The sequence below is a fragment of the Oerskovia sp. NPDC060287 genome, assembly GCF_042726775.1.
GTDB lineage: Bacteria > Actinomycetota > Actinomycetes > Actinomycetales > Cellulomonadaceae > Oerskovia > Oerskovia merdavium.
Window position 1 is genome coordinate 1 of sequence record NZ_JBHXBO010000040.1, and the last position, 19,018, is coordinate 19,018.

The 19,018-nt window shown below is 73.2% G+C and carries 14 protein-coding genes; 12 read left to right on the top strand and 2 right to left on the bottom strand.

Going from position 1 to position 19,018, the window contains the following annotated elements:
• Positions 1-367: 367 nt before the first annotated feature.
• Complete coding sequence (locus ACFWFR_RS05645; RefSeq protein ID WP_377617240.1) at positions 368-940, bottom strand: TetR/AcrR family transcriptional regulator; 573 nt, start codon at positions 938-940, stop codon at positions 368-370.
• 172 nt (positions 941-1,112) lie between these two features.
• Here ACFWFR_RS05645 and ACFWFR_RS05650 point away from each other — a divergent pair, with 172 nt between their 5' ends.
• The 10 genes from ACFWFR_RS05650 (at position 1,113) to leuS (ending at position 14,632) form a co-directional block, all read left to right on the top strand.
• Entirely contained in the window at positions 1,113-2,624 is a 1,512-nt protein-coding gene (locus tag ACFWFR_RS05650; RefSeq protein ID WP_318244648.1) for an MFS transporter, read from the top strand.
• A 68-nt stretch (positions 2,625-2,692) separates the two neighbouring features.
• Positions 2,693-4,642, top strand: a complete 1,950-nt coding sequence (locus ACFWFR_RS05655; RefSeq protein WP_377621764.1) for a metallophosphoesterase family protein — start codon at positions 2,693-2,695, stop codon at positions 4,640-4,642.
• 85 nt (positions 4,643-4,727) lie between these two features.
• Positions 4,728-5,471, top strand: coding sequence for a YceI family protein (locus ACFWFR_RS05660; protein ID WP_191805450.1), 744 nt, complete (start codon positions 4,728-4,730; stop codon positions 5,469-5,471).
• Positions 5,472-5,532: 61 nt separating this feature from the next.
• Positions 5,533-6,501, top strand: a complete 969-nt coding sequence (locus ACFWFR_RS05665; protein ID WP_191805449.1) for a metal ABC transporter substrate-binding protein — start codon at positions 5,533-5,535, stop codon at positions 6,499-6,501.
• The gene (locus ACFWFR_RS05670; protein WP_318244643.1) at positions 6,498-7,397 is read left to right on the top strand and encodes a metal ABC transporter ATP-binding protein; all 900 of its coding nucleotides are present in this window, start codon (positions 6,498-6,500) and stop codon (positions 7,395-7,397) included. Before ACFWFR_RS05665 ends, ACFWFR_RS05670 begins: the two co-directional genes overlap by 4 nt.
• A complete protein-coding gene (locus ACFWFR_RS05675; protein ID WP_191805448.1) occupies positions 7,394-8,296 on the top strand; it encodes a metal ABC transporter permease in 903 nt (300 codons plus the stop codon). Before ACFWFR_RS05670 ends, ACFWFR_RS05675 begins: the two co-directional genes overlap by 4 nt.
• A 107-nt stretch (positions 8,297-8,403) precedes the next feature.
• Positions 8,404-9,108, top strand: coding sequence for a metal-dependent transcriptional regulator (locus ACFWFR_RS05680; protein ID WP_377621749.1), 705 nt, complete (start codon positions 8,404-8,406; stop codon positions 9,106-9,108).
• Positions 9,109-9,200: 92 nt separating this feature from the next.
• Positions 9,201-10,520 (top strand): MFS transporter, encoded by a 1,320-nt coding sequence (locus tag ACFWFR_RS05685; protein ID WP_377621751.1) that lies wholly within the window; start codon positions 9,201-9,203, stop codon positions 10,518-10,520.
• Positions 10,521-10,728: 208 nt separating this feature from the next.
• A complete protein-coding gene (locus ACFWFR_RS05690) occupies positions 10,729-11,418 on the top strand; it encodes a vitamin K epoxide reductase family protein (protein WP_191805445.1) in 690 nt (229 codons plus the stop codon).
• Positions 11,419-11,716: 298 nt separating this feature from the next.
• Entirely contained in the window at positions 11,717-14,632 is a 2,916-nt protein-coding gene (leuS, locus tag ACFWFR_RS05695) for a leucine--tRNA ligase (RefSeq protein ID WP_191805509.1), read from the top strand.
• A gap of 91 nt (positions 14,633-14,723) precedes the next feature.
• Here the strand turns inward: leuS and ACFWFR_RS05700 are convergent, their stop codons facing one another.
• Entirely contained in the window at positions 14,724-16,619 is a 1,896-nt protein-coding gene (locus ACFWFR_RS05700) for a helicase HerA-like domain-containing protein (RefSeq protein WP_377621754.1), read from the bottom strand.
• Between the two features lie 106 nt (positions 16,620-16,725).
• Here ACFWFR_RS05700 and ACFWFR_RS05705 point away from each other — a divergent pair, with 106 nt between their 5' ends.
• Together ACFWFR_RS05705 and ACFWFR_RS05710 are read left to right on the top strand one after the other, a co-directional pair.
• Positions 16,726-17,580 carry a DegV family protein gene (locus ACFWFR_RS05705; protein ID WP_377621756.1) on the top strand — a complete coding sequence of 285 codons (855 nt, stop codon included), beginning with the start codon at positions 16,726-16,728 and terminating at the stop codon, positions 17,578-17,580.
• Between the two features lie 457 nt (positions 17,581-18,037).
• Positions 18,038-18,865, top strand: coding sequence for a ComEA family DNA-binding protein (locus ACFWFR_RS05710; RefSeq protein WP_377621757.1), 828 nt, complete (start codon positions 18,038-18,040; stop codon positions 18,863-18,865).
• Positions 18,866-19,018: the final 153 nt, after the last annotated feature.

The window sequence follows — 19,018 nt, forward strand, 5'->3', positions numbered from 1 at the left end:
GGTCCGACCGGCGGCGTCCCCCGGGACCCCCCACGGCTCGGAGGCCGGTTCGTCCGGCCTCCGGCCTCGTGTCACCCTGGCGGTCAGGGCCGAGACAGTGGAGACTGGCTCGTGGGCGTCCCTCGGGAGGCCCCCTGACCGTCGTCGCACCGGAAGCACCACGCTACGGACCGTGGGAGCCCCGGGCGAGGCACGAGGGAATCCCCCGCGCTGCTCGCAGGGCGGGGGTACCGCATAGAGGTGTGCGGGAGGGAGAGGCGCCGGTTGCCACTGGGGGCGAACGGCGCCTCTCGCATGTCCGGAGCAGGAGGAAGCACCCGCCCGACGGCGGCGCCCACCCGGCCCGGCCCGCGCTGGGCGCGCGGCCTCAGCCGCGCGGCGCGCGCAGGGCGACCATCTGGTCGATCAGGGCGAGGAGGTCGTCGATCGACCCGCCCTCGGGGGTCGCGGCGCTCGCGGGCGAGGCGCCGCTCGCGAAGTGCTCGCTCGCCTGGGCGTAGAGGCCGTCGCCGATGAGCATGATCGCGCGGGTCAGCACGGGGTCACCGACGACGTCGAGCACGGCTCCGGCCCAGGCGTCGTGCGCGTCGTCGAGCGCGGCGCGCGCCTGCGGGTAGCTGCCCTGCGCGAGCCGCGAGACCGCGACGTACACGAGCTCGAAGTGGCTGTCGGAGTCGGCCGACGTGCGGATGAAGTAGTCCACGGGCCCCTCGGGGGCCGCTCGCATGGCCTCGACGTCGGCGGCCGTGAGGTCGCGCAGGTGCTCCATGAGCCCTTCGGCCAGCGCGACCTTGGACCCGAAGTGGTAGAGCAGTCCGCCCTTGGACACGCCGGCCTCGGCGGCCACCGCGTCGAGCGTGGTCGCGCGCTCTCCCTGGGTCACGAGCAGGGTGGCGAAGGCTTCGAGGACCTTGGCGCGAGCGGCGGGGGGCGGCGGCATCTTGAAAGTGTACCGACCGGACGGTTACTATACCGTCTGGACGGTTGGCAGTCCGGCGCCACAGCGCCGCCCCAGCCGTCCTCGTACGTGAAAGGACGCTCCCGTGACTCTCGTCCAGGACAACCGGACGCCCCGGGACCCGAACGGCCCCGTCGGCGCACCGCAGGACCTCGTGACACCTACCGGTGGCACGCCCCTGACCCGCAACCGCCGGTGGGTCGCGCTCGCCGTGCTCATGCTCCCCGTGCTGCTCGTCTCGATCGACAACACGGTGCTGACGTTCGCCCTGCCGCAGATCTCCGAGGCGCTGCGCCCCACGGGCACCCAGCTGCTGTGGATGATCGACGTCTACCCGCTCGTGCTCGCGGGGCTGCTGGTCTCGATGGGCTCGTTCGCGGACCGGATCGGTCGGCGCAGGCTCCTGCTCGTCGGCGCGGTCGGGTTCGCGCTGCTCTCCGTGGTCGCGGCCTACGCACCGAGCGCCGAGGCGCTCATCGCCTCGCGCGCGGGGCTCGGGTTCTTCGGCGCCATGATCATGCCGCCCACGCTCTCGCTGCTGCGCAACATCTTCACCGACCGTGAGGAGCGTCGGCTCGCGATCGCGATCTGGGCCGCCGGCTTCGCCGCGGGCAACGCGATCGGACCCATCGCGGGCGGCTTCCTGCTCGAGCACGCCTGGTGGGGCTCGGTCTTCCTGCTGGCCGTGCCGGTCCTCGTGCTGCTCCTCGTGCTCGCGCCGGTCTTCGTGCCCGAGTCCAAGGACTCGAACCCTGGCCGCGTCGACGTGGTCTCGATCGCACTCTCGATGGCGACCATGGCGCCGATCGTGCTCGGCATCAAGACGCTCGCGAAGTCCGGTCCCAGCGCTCTGGCCTTCGGTGCGCTCGTGCTCGGCCTCGTGGCGGGCTGGGCCTTCGTGCGCCGTCAGCTCGGGCGCCCGGACCCCATGATCGACGTCCGGCTGTTCCGCCGGGGTGAGTTCTCGGGGGCCGTCGTCATCAACCTGCTCTCGGTGTTCTCGCTCGTGGGCTTCCTGTTCTTCGTGTCCCAGGACGTGCAGCTCGTGCTGGGGCTGAGCCCCGTCAGGGCCGGCTACGCCCTGCTGCCCGGGCTGGCCGCGATGATCGTCGCCGGCCTCCTGGTGGTCCGGGTCGTGCGCAAGGTCCGTCCGGCGTACGTCGTGGCCGTCGCGATCCTCTTCGCCGCCGCGGGGTACGCGATGGTCGCGCTGACCGCGGGCACGAGCACCTTGACCGGACTGGTAGTCGCGTTCGTGATCCTCGCGACCGGGATCGGCGCCGCGGAGACCGTGTCGAACGACCTGATCGTCTCGGCGGTCCCCGCGGACAAGGCGGGTGCGGCCTCGGCCATCTCCGAGACCGCGTACGAGGTCGGGGCGGTGCTCGGCACCGCGGTGCTGGGCAGCATCCTCACGGCCTCGTACCACCGCAACGTCGTCGTGCCCGACGGTGTGCCCGCCGCGGACGCGACGGCGGCCGCGGAGACGCTCGGGGGTGCCACGCAGGTGGCGCAGACCCTGCCGGCCGAGCAGGCGCAGGCGCTGCTCGCCTCTGCCCACGAGGCGTTCGGCAGCGGCGTCGGGACCACGTCCTGGATCGGCTTCGGGCTCATGCTCGTGGCGTCGGTCATCGCGCTCGTGGCCCTGCGCCCGGCGCGGTCGTGAGATTCACCCGGATGCCGGCGAGCGTGCCCGCTGGCATCCGGGCGCCCGATCGGCAAGGGTGAGAGGTGATGAATCGTCCCCGTCGTACCCCGCCCCGCTGGGTCCGCTACACGCTGTCCGCCATCGCTCTGCTCGTCCCGTGCGTGGTGTTCGGCGTGACCACCGCGACCGCCAACCTCAGCCTGGGGCCGCACGAGGCTCGGTACGAGGTGTCGACCGACAGCCTCGTGGTGGTCGACCTGGGCCCGCTCGGGACGCTCGAGATCGACTCGCCGCTCCCCGCCGGGCTCGGCGCGCGGATCACGGTCGAGGAGATCCCCGCGGACCTCACGGCCTTCGACCAGGCCACGACGATCGCGGCCCTCACGCAGGACCTCCAGGGATACCTGCAGTTCTTCGGCGGTCCGCAGGACACGATCGAGCAGGTCACGCGCAGTCTCGTGGCCGACGCCGCGCGTCGGACGGGCCTCGCGGTCCTCGTGGTCGCGGCCGCCGGCACGGGTCTCTACTTCCTCCTGGGGGGCTCTCGACGGCGTGAGCTCGGTGACGTCCTCGCGCCGAGGACCTGGGAGATCACCGCAGGTGTCGTGGTGGTCACGCTCGTCTTCGGTGCGCTGTCCGCGTCGGCCGAGGAGCCCGCTGCCACCGATTCGCGGCCGGCCTCGGCGGTCTTCGCGGGCACCCCGCTCGAGGGAGCCCGGATCACGGGGCGTCTCGCCGGGGTCGTCGACACCTACGGCGGCATGCTCATGAACGCCTACAAGGACAACGAGGCCTTCTACGCGCGCGCGAACACGGCGCTGGGCGTCGCGTGGGACGAGCGCGACGTGCTCGAGGAGGCGGCGACCGCCCAGCGGGAGGCCGAGGAGCAGGCCGCCCGGGACGCGGCCACCGAGCCGCCCGCGGAGGGCGAGCCGGGGGTCGACGGCGACGTCACGGGCGAGGCGGCGGGCGCCGACGGCGAGGCCGCAGACCCTGCCGGTGCGGCGCCGTCGGGCAGCGAGGGCGACCAGGCGACCGAGGGCACGGACGACGCCGGAGCGCGCCGGGGTGCGACCCCCACGGGCGGGCCGACCGAGTCGCCCACCCCGACCCCCGAGGACGAGCTCGTCTCGATGCTCGTGGTGAGCGATCTGCACTGCAACATCGGGATGACCCCGCTGATCCGGACCGCGGCCGAGCGCTCCGGGGCGAGCATCGTGCTCAACGCGGGCGACACGACCATGAACGGCACGAGCGTCGAGCAGTTCTGCGTGAACTCGTTCACGTCCGCGGTCCCCGACGGCGCCACGATGGTCGTCGCGGACGGGAACCACGACAGCGTCGAGACCTCGGCGCAGGAGCGCAAGCGAGGCGTCAAGATCCTCGACGGCGACGTGATCGAGATCGACGGGGTCCGCATCCTCGGCGACCGCGACGCGCTCGAGACGCGGATCGGCTCCGGGTCCAAGGCGGCCCGCCCCGAGACGCCCGCCCAGCAGGCCGAGCGGCTCGCGCAGACCGCGTGCGACGCGAAGGACGGGGTCGACCTCCTGCTCGTCCACTCGCCGCGGGCCGGGAACGAGGCCCTCGAGACGGGGTGCGTCCCGCTGCAGGTCTCGGGCCACACGCACCGTCGGAGCGGGCCAGAGCAGTTCGGCCTGGGGATCCGGTACGTCAACGCGAGCACCGCGGGGGCCGAGTCGGGCGAGCCGACCGTCGGGCCGCTCAAGGGGGTCGCGGAGATGACCGTCCTGCGCTTCGACCCCGTGCTGCGAGAGTTCGTCGACTGGCAGCTCGTGCAGGTCTTCCCCGACGGGTCCGCGCAGGTGAGCGCCCGCGAGGCGTTCCCCGTCCCGGTGCCCGAGGAGGTCCTCGACGGAGGGGCCGAGGGCACCGAGGAGCCGGACGGCACAGGTGCTGGCGAGAGCACCGACGGCACCGACGACACCGGGGGGGCCGACGTCCCGGACGGCGCGGGTGCGAGCGACGGGGCGCCCGCGGCGACCATCGCGGACGACTCCGCGAAGGAGGAGTGAGGGGCTCGTGCGCGACTCCGACGGAGCGGGTGAATCGACCGGTGCTGGTCCGGTCCCCGACCTCGGACGCGGCAGAATACGCGGTATGAGCAGAGGTGCCCGATGGATCCTCGTCGCGATCGTCGCGGCGCTGGTGATCGTGCTCGCGGGACCCTACGTGGTCGCTCGGCTCTCGGTCGGCACCGCCCCGCCGCCGCTCGGGCTCCAGACCCCGGGCGAGACGGTCTCGCCGACCGCCACCCCGGACCCCGGTCCGTTCGACCCCGACGGCACCTGGGCCGTGGGCGCGGGGTCGCAGGCGGGATATCGCGTCGAGGAGGTGCTCAGCGGGGAGAAGGGCACGGTCGTGGGGCGGACCGGGGAGGTCGGCGGGACGCTGGTCGTGACGGGCGGCGAGCTCGTCCGGGCCGAGATCACGGTCAGGACGGCGTCGATCGCGAGCAGCAGCGTGGTGCGCGACGACGCGTTCCGGCGACTGCTCGAGACCGACGTGTTCCCCGATGCGGTGTTCATCCTCACCGAGCCCGTCGACCTCGAGGGTATCGAGGAGCGCGACGAGCCCCTCACGGTCCAGGCACGGGGGACGTTGACGATCCGCAACGTGACCGAGCCCGTGACCGTGACGCTCGAGGCGCGGCGCTCGGGCGACGGGGTCCAGGTCAGCGGTGCGATCCCCGTGACGTTCGTCGACTACGGGGTGAACCTGCCCGAGCTGCCGTTCGTGACGGTCGAGCCCTCGGGGACGGTCGAGATGCTGCTCGAGCTCGAACGGGTCGGCGCTGCGCCGACGCCGGACCCCACGTCCTCGACGGGAACCGTCTCCCCCTGAGCCTCCTCGTCCCGTGCCTCGGGGACTCGACGTCACGCCTCGTTCGTGGTTAAAGTTCGGTATGCCGAACTTTGAACTTCGCACAGGGGTGAAAGGTCTCCTCGGGGGCCTGGCGGCCCTGCTCCTCGCCGCTGCGTGCACGGTCGACGCCGCGCAGGGCGAGCCCGCCGGAACCTCGGCCGAGGGTGCGGGGGCGAGCGACGCCGTCGGGCGCCTCGAGGTGCTGACGACCTTCACCGTCCTGGCCGACATGGCCCGCGAGGTCGGGGGAGAGCACGTCGAGGTCTCCTCGCTCACCAAGGTCGGAGCCGAGATCCACGGTTACGAGCCCACCCCCGCGGACCTGCGGCGCGCCGCGAGCGCGGACCTGGTCCTCGACAACGGGCTCGGGCTCGAGAAGTGGTTCGAGCCCTTCGTCGCACGCCTCGACGCGCCGCACGTCACGGTCTCGGACGGCGTCGAGGTCCTCTCGATCGCCTCGGGCGCGTACGACGGGCGGCCCAACCCCCACGCCTGGATGTCGCCCGTCAACGGCGCGGTCTACGCGCGCAACATCGGTGAGGCCTTCGCTGCTGCGGACCCGGCGCACGCTGCGGACTACCGCGCGAACGCGGCCGACTACGCCGACCGCATCGAGGCCGTGGGGCGCGAGCTGGCCGCCGAGGTCGAGCAGGTGCCCGCCGGGTCGCGCGTGCTCGTGACGTGCGAGGGGGCGTTCTCCTACCTGGCGCGGGACGTCGGGCTCGACGAGAAGTTCCTGTGGCCCGTCAACGCCGACCAGCAGGGCACGCCCCAGCAGGTCGCGGGCGTGATCGACCACGTACGTGACAACGGCGTGCGCGCGGTGTTCTGCGAGACGACCGTCTCGGACTCCGCGCAGCGCCAGGTCGCCGCGGAGACGGGCGCGACGTACGCGGGCACGCTCTACGTCGACTCCCTCTCGCAGCCCGACGGCGACGTCCCCACCTACCTCGACCTGCTCACCTACGACGCGCGCATCATCAGCGAGGGCCTGCGGGGTGGGTCGTGAGCGGGGCATCGCCCGCAGGGGTGACCGCGGCGGGTCCGTCGGCGGGGAGTGCCGGGTCTGCCGAGCCCGCTGCCCTCGCGGTCCGCGGGCTCACGGTCCGCTACCGCGAGACGCTGGCCCTCGAGGACGTCGCGCTCTCGCTCGCCCCGGGCGCCGTGACGGGGCTCATCGGGGCCAACGGCTCGGGGAAGTCGACGCTCTTCCGGTCCGTCATGGGCATGACGCGCGGCAACGGGGTCACCCAGGTGGGCGACGTCCGGATCTACGGCCGGGACGCCGACGCGGCCCGCAAGGAAGGGCTCGTGGGGTACGTCCCGCAGTCGGAGGACGTCGACTGGGCCTTCCCGGTCGACGTGCGAGACGTCGTGACCATGGGGCGCTACGGGGGCCTGGGGCCCACGCGCCGAGCGCGCGCCGAGGACCGCCGCGCCGTCGCCGACGCCCTGGACCGCGTGGGGCTCGCCGACCTCGCGCACCGGCAGATCGGGCGGTTGTCCGGCGGGCAGCGCAAGCGTGTCTTCGTGGCACGTGCGATCGCGCAGGGCGCGCGGCTCCTGCTGCTCGACGAGCCCTTCGCCGGGGTCGACAAGGTGTCGGAGGCCCAGATCACCTCGGTGCTGCGGAGCCTCGCCGCCGCGGGGTGCGCCGTGCTCGTCTCGACGCACGACCTCGCGTCCCTGCCGGACCTCGTGGACGACGCGATCCTGCTCCAGCGCCGCATCATCATGACCGGGCCGCCCGACGTGGTGCTGCGCCCCGAGAACCTTGCCCGCACGTTCGGGATCGACCCGCTCGCGTCGGCGCGCCGCGAGGGCGCCGACGGCGGCACCCACAGCGCCGGTGCCGCGGACCTGGCCCCGGCCGCCGACGCCCCGTCCGAAGGAGCAGCCCGTTGAACCCCGTCGACCTCCTCGCGAGCGCGGGGGACTGGCTCGCCGCGCCGCTCGGGTACGAGTTCGTCCAGCGCGCGCTGCTCGTCGCGGTCGTCGCGAGCATCGTGTGCGCGCTCCTGAGCTGCTGGCTCATCATGATCGGCTGGTCGCTGCTGGGTGACGCGGTCTCGCACGCGGTGCTGCCGGGCGTGGTCCTGTCGTACGTGGTCGGCGTGCCGTTCGCGATCGGGGCGCTCGTGTTCGGGGTCGGTGCGGTCGCGCTGATCGGGACGGTGCGCGACACGAGCAGGCTCAAGGAGGACGCGGCGATCGGCGTGGTCTTCACGACGCTGTTCGCGATCGGGATCGTGCTCATCTCGGTCACGCCGAGCCAGATCGACCTGGGGCACATCCTGTTCGGCAACATGCTGGGCATCACCGACACGGACCTGTGGCAGGTCGTGGTGCTGGGTGCGCTGACGACCGTCGTGCTCGTGCTCAAGCGGCGCGACCTCACGCTGTTCGCGTTCGACCCGGTGCACGCGCACGCCGTCGGGATCTCGCCGCGCCGGCTGTCCGCGCTGCTCCTGGGGTCCCTCGCGCTGACCGTGGTGGTCGCGCTCCAGGCGGTCGGGGTCGTGCTCGTGGTGGCCCTGGTCATCACGCCGGGCGCGACGGCCTATCTCCTGGTCGACCGCATGTCCCGGATGCTCGTGCTCGCCCCCGTGATCGCGGTCGGGTGCGCGGTCGTGGGCATCTACGCGAGCTACTACCTCGACACCGCGAGCGCCGCGACGATCGTCGTGGCCCAGGGGGTCGTGTTCGCGGTCGCGTACGTCGTACACCTGGCGCGCCGTCCGCGTGCGGTGCCCCCGGCGGGCCCGACGGCGGAGCGCGAGCCCGTGGAGCTGGTCGCCCGGTGACGCGTGGTGGCGAGGCGGGCGGGCCGGGCGTCGCGCAGCGAGCAGGCACCGGTCCGTCCCCCGGTCCTTCCGGGGCCGGGGGAGGCCCGTGAAATAGAGTGGTCGCCGTGGACCATCCCCTCGACCTGACCTCCGTCGCCCAGGACTACCTCAAGGTGGTGTGGTCCGCGCAGGAGTGGTCCGACGAGCCGGTGACCACCAAGCTCCTCGCGGACCGGCTCGGCGTCGGGGCCTCGACCGTCTCGGAGACCGTGCGCCGCCTGTCCTCGCAGGGCCTGCTGGTGCACGCGCGCTACGGTGCGATCGAGCTCACGGACCTCGGGCGTTCGCACGCGGTCGCGATGGTCCGTCGGCACCGGATCCTCGAGACGTACCTGGTCTCCGAGCTGGGCTACTCGTGGGACGAGGTCCACGACGAGGCCGAGGTGCTCGAGCACGCGGTCTCGGACCTCATGCTCGACCGTATCGACGCCCTGCTCGGCCACCCCACGCGGGACCCGCACGGCGACCCGATCCCCACCGCGTCCGGGTTCGTGCCGCGTCCCGCGGCGGTCCGGCTGTCCGAGCTGGACCCGGGGGCGTGCGCGGTCGTGGCGCGGATCTCGGACTCGGACCCGGACGTGCTGCGCTACCTGGCCGAGCTGGGCCTGGGGCTCGACGCCGAGGTCTGCGTGCACGAGCGACGCGAGTACGCGGGGACCATGGCGATCACGTGGGGGAGCGACGCGAGCCCGGTCCACCTGGGCCTGCCTGCGGCGTCGCGCGTGTGGGTCGTGCCCGCGCCTCTCGCCACGGATCCCGCCCCGGTCTAGACTGACGTTCTTCCCGCATCACGCTGCCGATGGCGCCGGCGTTGCGCTCGAAACGATTCGATCCTTGCAACGACACCCTTGAAGGGGGCGCCTTGACCGTCGACAGCACCGGCCTGCCCGGGACGACCGACACCCGCTCCGACGCGCCCGCCCCGGGCGCGGACCGCCGTCGGGCGGGCGCCACCAGCGCACCCCGTGGAACCCGGACCGCGGGACTCGCGCTGCTCGCGCTCGCCGTGGGCGGCTTCACGATCGGCACCACCGAGTTCGCGACCATGGGCCTGCTGCCCGACATCGCCGCCGCGTTCGACGCCTCCATCCCGCTGACCGGGCACGCGATCACGGCCTACGCCGTGGGCGTCGTGGTCGGCGCGCCGCTCCTGACCGTGCTCGCCGCGCGCGTCTCGCGCAAGAAGCTCCTCGTGGGCCTCATGCTCGCCTACACGCTCGGCAACGTGCTGTCCGCAGCAGCCCCCAGCCTCGAGTGGCTCATCGCGGGCCGCTTCTTCGCAGGCCTGCCGCACGGCGCGTTCTTCGGTGTCGGGGCGGCCGTCGGGGCCGCCGTGGCGGGGCCCGGCCGTCGCGGGCACGCCGTGGCCATGATGATGACCGGGCTCACGGTCGCGAACGTCGTCGGCGTCCCGCTCTCGACCTTCGCCGGGCAGGTGCTCGGGTGGCGTGCGGCGTTCGTGCTCATCGGCCTCCTGGGCGGCCTCACGCTCCTCGCGCTGTGGCGCTGGGTCCCTGCCGGGTCCGGCGACACCGGGTCGAGCGTGAGCCAGGAGCTCGCGGCGCTCAAGAACGGCGCGCTGTGGATCAGCTTCGTGGGTGGCGCGATCGGGTTCGGCGGCATGTTCGCCGTGTACTCCTACGTCGCCCCGACCATGACCGAGGTCACGGGGCTCTCGCTCGGCGTGGTCCCCGTGGTCCTCGCGATCTTCGGGCTCGGCATGACGCTCGGTACCGTCGTGGGCGGCCGGCTCGCCGACAAGGACGTCATGCGCACGGTCTGGATCGGGTTCGGCTCCACGGCGGCCGCCCTCGTCGCGTTCGCGCTCACGGGCCAGAGCCCCGTGCCCGCGGTCGCGTCCCTGTTCCTGCTCGGCGTGACCTCCCAGATCCTGGGGCTCGCGCTCCAGACCCGCCTCATGGACCTCTCACCCGACGCCCCCTCGCTCGGCGCCGCACTGTGCCACTCGGCGCTCAACGTGGGCAACGCCAACGGTGCGTTCCTGGGCGGGCTCGTGATCGCCGCGGGCTGGGGCTACCTCGCGCCGGCCTGGACGGGCCTCGCGCTGACGCTCGTGGGGCTCGCGATCATCGTGGCGTTCGGTCGCCAGCGCGTCACGCACGTCCGCGAGGACGAGGTCCCGGCAGACGCGCCCGTCGAGGAGGTCGTCGCCGCGTCCTGAGGCGGCGGCCGCCCGCGGGCGGGCCACTCGGGGGCACGGCGCCCGACGACGTCGCTCGCCCGCGACGTGCCGCCCGCCGACGAGCGCAGCGCGGCTCACGCCGACACCCGGCGAACCGTGACACGTCCAGCCAAACCTCAGAGTTCGCCGGTACCTTGGGCCCACCTGTGTGCCGGAAGAGCACGCGCAGACCCTTCAGGAGCGGTTCGTGAGCGAGAGCCCCACCCGTCCTTCCCGTGCCGGGCGCACCCCGGCGGCCGGCACGCAGCGCCCCGCCGCCGGTGCGGCACTGCCCGACGCCGACGCCAAGAACCTCTCGCCCCGAGCGTTCGGGTGGGTGCTCGTCGTGGCGGGTGCGGTCGGCCTGGTCGGAGCCGCCTGGCTCGCGATCGAGAAGTACCTCAAGCTCATCGACCCGAACCACGTCGCGTCGTGCTCGCTCAACCCGTTCCTCGACTGCGGGCCCGCGATGGCCTCGTGGCAGGGCACCCTGCTCGGGTTCCCCAACCCCTACCTCGGGGTCGCGGCCTTCCCCGTGGTCATGACGATCGGCGTCGTCGTGCTGACCGGTGCGCGTCTGCCGCGCTGGTTCTGGCTCACGATGCTGGCCGTCACGACGGTCGCGATGGGGCTCATCCTCTTCCTCGTGTGGACCAGCCTCTACGTGCTCGTCGTGCTCTGCCCCTTCTGCATGGTCGTGTGGGCCGCGATGATCCCGCTGTTCTGGTACCAGGTCGTGCACGCCGTGCAGGAGGGGTACCTCAAGGTCGGCGAGGGCGTGAAGCGGCTGGTCGTCGACAACCGCGGGATCCTGCTCGCCGTGCTGTACGTCCTCCTCGTCGCCTGGGTCTTCCTCGAGATGGGACCCACGATCGTCACCTACCTGCAGAGCACCTGATCGGCGGGCGGGGAGCCGAGCCGCTCCCAGCAGCTCCCGACGGGTCCTGATCCCACCGGGCCGGTGGCCGGCACCACCGGCCCGGTGACCCTCCCCTGACGAGCCGTCGCCGCACGCTCGGGGGTCCCGGACGGGTGGTGACCGGGCCGCTCGGGGTGGGCTGCGCCGTCGGGCCGGCGCGTGCCCGTCCGGCCCGGCGTCCAGCAGCGACGACGCTGCCCGACGACGTCGCGCCGAACGGTAAACTCGCGGGGTGAGCACGCCTGAGAACCCCGCCCCCGAGAACCCCGCCGAGCCCGTGCACCCCGCCCCCGCGGCCTCGCTCGAGACGACCTCCCACCGCTACACGCCCGCCCTCGCGCAGGACATCGAGCTCCGGTGGCAGGACGCGTGGGAGGAGCGCGGCACGTTCTTCGCGGCCAACCCCTCGGGTCACCTCACCGACGGAGAGGGCAGGCACGCCGACGGCCGCTCGCCGTACTTCATCATGGACATGTTCCCGTACCCCTCGGGCGCGGGACTGCACGTGGGGCACCCGCTCGGGTACATCGCGACCGACGTCGTCGGGCGCTTCCGGCGCATGTGCGGCGACAACGTGCTGCACGCGCTGGGCTACGACGCGTTCGGCCTGCCCGCAGAGCAGTTCGCCGTGCAGACCGGCCAGCACCCGCGGGTCACGACCGAGGCCAACATGGCCAACATGAAGCGCCAGCTGCGCCGCCTGGGGCTGGGTCACGACTCGCGCCGCTCGTTCGCGACCATCGACCCCGAGTACATCCGCTGGACCCAGTGGATCTTCCTGCAGATCTTCGAGGCCTGGTACGACGAGGACGCGGTGCGTCCCGACGGCGGCACGGGCCGAGCGCGCCCCATCACCGAGCTCGTGGCCGAGTACGCCGCAGGCACGCGGCCCGTCCCCGGCCACCCCGAGGGTACCCGGTGGGAAGACCTCGACCGCGTCGCGCAGCGCGACGTGATCGACCCGCAGCGCCTGGCCTACGTGTCCGAGTCGCCCGTGAACTGGGCCCCGGGCCTGGGCACCGTGCTCGCGAACGAGGAGGTCACGTCCGACGGCCGCTCCGAGCGCGGGAACTTCCCCGTCTTCCAGCGCAGCCTGCGCCAGTGGAACATGCGGATCACCGCGTACGCGGACCGCCTGGCCGACGACCTGGACCTCATCGACTGGCCGGAGAAGGTCAAGTCGATGCAGCGCAACTGGATCGGTCGCAGCGAGGGCGCCAACGTCCGTTTCGCGATCGACGGTGCGATCGGCGGGAGCAGCCCCGTCGGGGACGTCGAGGTCTTCACGACGCGCCCCGACACCCTGTTCGGTGCGACGTTCCTGGTGGTCTCGCCCGAGCACCCCCTGCTCGACGAGGTCCCGGCCGAGTGGCCCGACGGCACGCACGGGGTCTGGACCGGTGGTCACGCGACCCCGATCGACGCCGTCGCGGCGTACCGCAAGGAGGCCGCGGCGAAGACCGCGGTCGAGCGTCAGGCCGACGCGGGCAAGAAGACCGGCGTCTTCACGGGCCACCTCGCGGTCAACCCCGTCAACGGTGCGCTCATCCCCGTGTTCACCGCGGACTACGTCCTCATGGGCTACGGCACGGGCGCCATCATGGCCGTCCCCGGCGGCGACGAGCGCGACCACGCGTTCGCCGAGGCCTTCGAGCTGCCCGTGGTCCGCACCGTCGCGGCCCCCGAGGACCACGAGGGCGCGTGGACCGGCGACGGCGAGATCGTCAACTCGTCCAACGACGAGATCTCGCTCGACGGCCTGGGCGTGGCCGACGCCAAGCGGGCCATGATCGACTGGCTCGAGTCCAAGGGCATCGGCACCGGCACGGTCACCTACCGCCTGCGCGACTGGCTCTTCAGCCGCCAGCGCTACTGGGGCGAGCCGTTCCCCATCGTCTACGACGAGAACGACCAGCCCATCGCGCTGCCGGACTCGCTGCTGCCCGTCAACCTGCCCGAGGTCCCGGACTACTCGCCGCGCACCTACGAGCCCGACGACGCCGACTCCTCGCCCGAGCCGCCGCTGGGCCGCAACGAGGACTGGGTCAACGTCACGCTCGACCTGGGCGACGGTCCCAAGACCTACCGTCGCGACACCAACACCATGCCCAACTGGGCCGGGTCCTGCTGGTACTACTTGCGCTACCTCGACCCGGCGGACACCGAGCACATGGCGTCCCCGGAGCTCGAGAAGTACTGGACCGGACCGGGGCACAACGCCACGGCCGGGCCCGCGGGCGGCGTCGACCTGTACGTGGGCGGCGTCGAGCACGCCGTGCTGCACCTGCTCTACGCGCGCTTCTGGCACAAGGTGCTGCTGGACCTGGGGCACGTCACGAGCACCGAGCCGTTCCACAAGCTCTTCAACCAGGGCTACGTGCAGGCCTACGCGTTCACCGACTCGCGCGGTGCGTACGTGCCGGCCGAGGAGGTCGTCGAGGAGGGCAGCGGCGACGAGGTCCGGTACCTGTGGAAGGGCGAGCCCGTCAACCGTGAGTACGGGAAGATGGGCAAGTCGCTCAAGAACGTCGTGACGCCCGACGACATGTACGAGGCCTACGGCGCCGACACGTTCCGCGTGTACGAGATGTCCATGGGACCGCTCGACCTGTCGCGCCCCTGGGACACGCGAGCCGTCGTCGGGTCCCAGCGCTTCCTGCAGCGCCTGTGGCGCAACGTCGTGTCCGAGGAGACGGGCGAGACGACGGTCTCCGACGAGCCGGCGGAGGTCGCGACCCTGCGCCTGGTCCACCGCACCATCGCGGACGTGCGCGTCGAGATGGAGCACATGCGCTCCAACACCGCGATCGCCAAGCTCATCGCTCTCAACAACCACCTCACGGGGCTGGACCGCGTGCCGCGCGAGGCGATCGAGCCGCTGATCCTCATGGTGGCGCCCATCGCGCCGCACATCGCGGAGGAGCTGTGGTCGCGCCTCGGGCACCCGCAGTCGCTGGCCCACGAGCCCTTCCCGGTCGCGCTCGACGAGTACCTGGTCGAGGACACCGTGACGTGCGTCGTACAGGTCCAGGGCAAGGTCCGCAGCCGGCTCGAGGTCTCGCCCTCGATCGGCGAGGACGAGCTGCGCGAGCTGGCCCTGGCCGACGCGAACGTGCAGCGCACGCTCGACGGGCGCGGGATCCGCACGGTGATCGTGCGGGCACCGAAGCTGGTGAACGTGGTTCCGGCCTGACGCTTCTCGCTCGAGTGCACGACTCGGCTGCGACACGCCCTGCGAGTCGCAGCCGAGTCATGCACTCGACGGCAGCCGGGGAGTCGGCGTCCTACCGCCGCCGCGTCCCGAACACCGTCCGCGTGATCTCCCGGCCGAGCTGCGTCGCCATCGACCCCAGGAACTTGTCGAGCCCCGACGACGCGGTCGACTTCCGGGGCGCCGTCCGGGACCCGCCCCCGGAGCGTGCCGCGTCCCGTTCGAGCTTGGCGCGCATCTTCTCGAGCTCGTCGGCCTGCTTCTTCGCGGCCTTGTCGGCCTCCTTCTGGGCGGCCTCCTGCTCCTTGGCGAGCTTCTCGGCCAGCTCGGCCTGCTCGGCCGCGGCCTGCTGCGCGGCGATGCGTGCGGTCAGCAGCTCGTACGCCGACTCGTTGTCGACCGCGACGGCATAGCGTGCGGCGAGCGGGGAGCCTGCCACGATCCCGTCGATCACTGTCTCAGGTGCCGGCTCCATCGAGGACTGGGGTGCCCGCACCCGTGTCCACGCGACCGGCGTGGGGGCACCCTTCTCGGTCAGGACCGTGACCACGGCCTCGCCCGTGCCGAGCGACTGCAGCAGCTGTTCCAGGTCGTAGGGCGACACGGGGAAGGTCCGCACGGCTGCTCGCAGGGCTGCGGCGTCGTCGGGCGTGAAGGCGCGCAGCGCGTGCTGGACCCGGTTGCCGAGCTGGGCCAGGACGTCGGCGGGCACGTCCTTGGGGCTCTGCGTCACGAAGAACACGCCGACGCCCTTGGACCGGATGAGCCGCACGGTCTGCACGACCTGCTGCAGGAACTCCTTGGAGGCGCCCGTGAACAGCAGGTGCGCCTCGTCGAAGAAGAACACGAGCTTGGGCTTGTCGAGGTCACCGACCTCGGGCAGGTCCTGGTACAGGTCGGCGAGCAGCCACATGAGGAAGGTCGAGAACAGTGCGGGCCGGTCCTGGACGGCAGGCAGCTCGAGCGCCGAGACGGTCCCGCGCCCGTCGGCCGCGACGCGCAGCAGCTCGGTCGTGTCGAACGCGGGCTCGCCGAAGAACACGTCCGCGCCCTGGGCCTGGAGCGTCACGATCTCGCGCAGGATGACACCGGCCGTGGCCGCGGACAGCCCGCCGATGCCCTTGAGCTCGGCCTTGCCGTCGTCCGAGGTGAGGTAGGCGATGGTCGACTGCAGGTCCTTGAGGTCGAGCAGCGCGAGGCCCTGGGTGTCGGCCCAGTGGAAGATCAGGCCCAGGCTCGACTCCTGCGTGTCGTTGAGCCCCAGCACCTTGGAGAGCAGGAGCGGCCCGAAGTCGCTCACGGTCGTCCGGATCGGGATGCCCTTGCCGAGCCCGCCGAGCGAGTAGAACTCGACCGGGTAGGTGGTCGGCTTCCAGGCCTGCCCGATGCTCGCGGTCCGGTCCAGGATCTTCTCGCCGCTCACGCCGGGCACCGCGAGCCCCGACAGGTCGCCCTTGATGTCCGCGACGAACGTCGGCACCCCGGCGTCGGACAGCCCTTCGGCCATGCCCTGCAGCGTCTTGGTCTTGCCCGTCCCGGTGGCCCCGGCGACGAGCCCGTGCCGGTTGAGCATCGCGAGCGAGAACCCGACCTGGACGTCGGCACGGGGAACGGGGTCGCCGGTCGGCGCGTCGGGGGCCTCGAGCAGCGCGCCGAGCGCGAGCGTCCCGCCCTTGGAGGCGTAGCCGGCGGCGACCTCGGCGGGGTAGCCCTCGAGAGGCCTCGGGGAGGTGCCCGACGGCGGGGCGTCCGCAGCTGCGGCGCTCGCCTCGGGAGCGGCCTCGGGAGTGGTCGGGGCGACCGTGTCCGGCGGTGCGCCACCGGCCGACGACGCGGCGGCGGCCTCCGCTGCCTCGAGCGCGGCCTGGGCCGCGGCTGCCTTCGCCTCGGCCGCCTCGGCAGCCGCTCGTGCGGCGGCAGCCTTCAGTGCGGCGAGGTCTGCGGGGGAGGGGGCTGCGTCGTCGGGCATGTCTCGGATCCTAGGGCTGCACCGGGGTGAGCGCGCGGGGCACGCACGCCGCCCGCGGCCTGACCGCGTGCGACCGCGGGCACGCGACACGTAGGATCTCCCGGAGATGAGTCCTGCCAAGCCCCCGGCCGTCCGCGTCGTCACGGACTCGACCGCCTCCCTGCCCCCCGGTGACCACCCGGCCCTGTCGGTGGTGCCTCTGCAGGTGCTGGTCGGTGACGAGACGTTCCTCGAGGGCGTCGACATGTCGCCCGACGACGTCGCCGACAGGATCGGCTCGGGTCAGCGCGTGACGACCTCGCAGCCCACGCCGCACGCACTGGTCCAGGCGTACGAGGCCGCAGCGCGCGCGGGGGCCCGATCGATCGTCTCGATCCACCTCTCGGGCGACCTGTCGGGCACCGTGCACGCCGCGGCCCTCGCCGCGACACGGTCGCCGGTCCCTGTGCGTGTCGTGGACTCCCGGACCGTGGCCATGGGACTCGGCTTCGCGGCGCTGGCCGCAGCGGACTCCGCGACGGCGGGCGGGACGGTCGACGAGGTGGCCCGTCGAGCGATCGCGGTGGCGGACTCGAGCCGCGCGATCTTCATGGTCGACTCGCTCGAGCACCTTCGCCGCGGCGGTCGGCTCGGCGCCGCGGCGGCTGCGCTCGGCACGGTCCTGGGGGTGCGCCCGCTCCTCGCGGTGCGCGACGGTCGCATCGAGGTGATCCAGAAGGTCAGGACCCGGTCCGCTGCGGTCGAGCGGCTCGTGCACGTCGCGGTCGAGTCGGTCGAGCGGCGTGCCGAGCCCGAGCTCGCGGTGCACTTCCTCGGTGACGACACCGCGGCGACCGAGGTGGCCGAGCGGTTGCTCGACGAGACCGGCGTGCGTGCTGCCGTGACTCCCGTGAGCGCGGTCGTCGGTGCGCATGCCGGACCGGGGGTCCTGGCGATCGTCGTGGCGGACCGCGCGACCTGAGGTTCCGAGCGGTACCTGGCCGTGCACAGCCAGGCGCGCGAGCTGGTGTCGCACAGGGGAGTCTCGATGTTCCGCGGGCCGGAGCGGACGCGCCTAGCGTGCCCGGGTGACCTTCTCCCGTGTGCGCCGCCCGCCCGGCACGACACCTGCTGACCCGCTCGCCGAGCCGCCCGACGAGGACGGCGCGGTCCGGCTGCGGAGGCTGCGCAGCGTGCCGAGGGAGCGAACCGGGCCCACGGCGGTCCGGCAGGTATCGGGTCCGCGGGGGACGGCGCCCGTGGACGACGTCCCGCACGTGACCCTCGACCCGGACCCGAGACCCGACGAAGGGCATGTTCCGGGGCCGGAACCGGCGTGGTGGAGCGTGTCCGCGGGCGTGGCGACCGAACCCTCGACCGACGGTCGAGGGCTGGGCGGGACGAGCGTCGACCCCTTACGTTCGACCTCACATCGAGAGTTGAGGGACGCGGAACCAGGGCCTGCGACCGCGACGGACGAACCCGTCGGGACACGTGGCGCGCTCGACGCGGTCGCCGCCGCGTACACCGCGGCGAACGGTCATCCCACGGCGCACGCGGGGTTCGAGCACGTGCCCGACAGCGGTCCTCGCCGCTGGTCCGTCGGCGCACGGGCAGCAGTGGTGGCCACGGTCGCGCTCCTGCTGCTCGCGGTCGGGGTCGGCGCGTGGAGCCTCCGGGGAGGGGACGACCTGCGGCCTGTCGCTTCGCTCGCCGAGCCTGCCCCTGAGGGCGGCGCCGGGTCGGTCGGGCTCACGGAGAACGGCGGCGTCACGCCCGCGACCGCGTCGGGTTCCACCGAGGCGAGCGACGGCGGGGCGACGAGCCCTGCCGGGGAGAGCGACGTCGTCGTGCACGTGGTGGGAGCGGTGGCCGCGCCGGGGCTCGTGACCGTGCCCGAGGGGTCGCGCGTGGCCGACGCGCTCGCCGCAGCCGGGGACGCCACGGCCGAGGCGGACCTCGCGGGCGTCAACCTGGCGCGCGAGGTCGTCGACGGCGAGCAGATCGTCGTGCCACGCCCGGGGGAGGCCGTCGCTGCCGCGCCCGGTCCCGTGACCGGGACGGGCAGCGAGGCCGGACCCGTCGACCTGAACTCGGCGGACCAGACCACGCTCGACGCCCTGTCGGGGATCGGGCCCGTGCTCGCTGCCCGGATCGTCGAGTGGCGCGAGGCCAACGGGAGGTTCACGAGCGTCGAGGAGCTCGGGGAGGTGAGCGGGATCGGCGACGCGCTGCTCGCGAGGCTGCGCGACCAGGTGCGGGTCTGAGGTGGGAGACCGATCCTCGGACAGGAGTGCCGCGTCGCCGGGCGGCGCCCCCGCGACGCCCCCCCCCCCCCGCGCGGCCCCCCGGCGCACCCCCCCCCCCGGCGCGGCGCCCCCCCCGCGCCCCGGGCCCGCCCCCCGCGCCCCCCCCCCCCC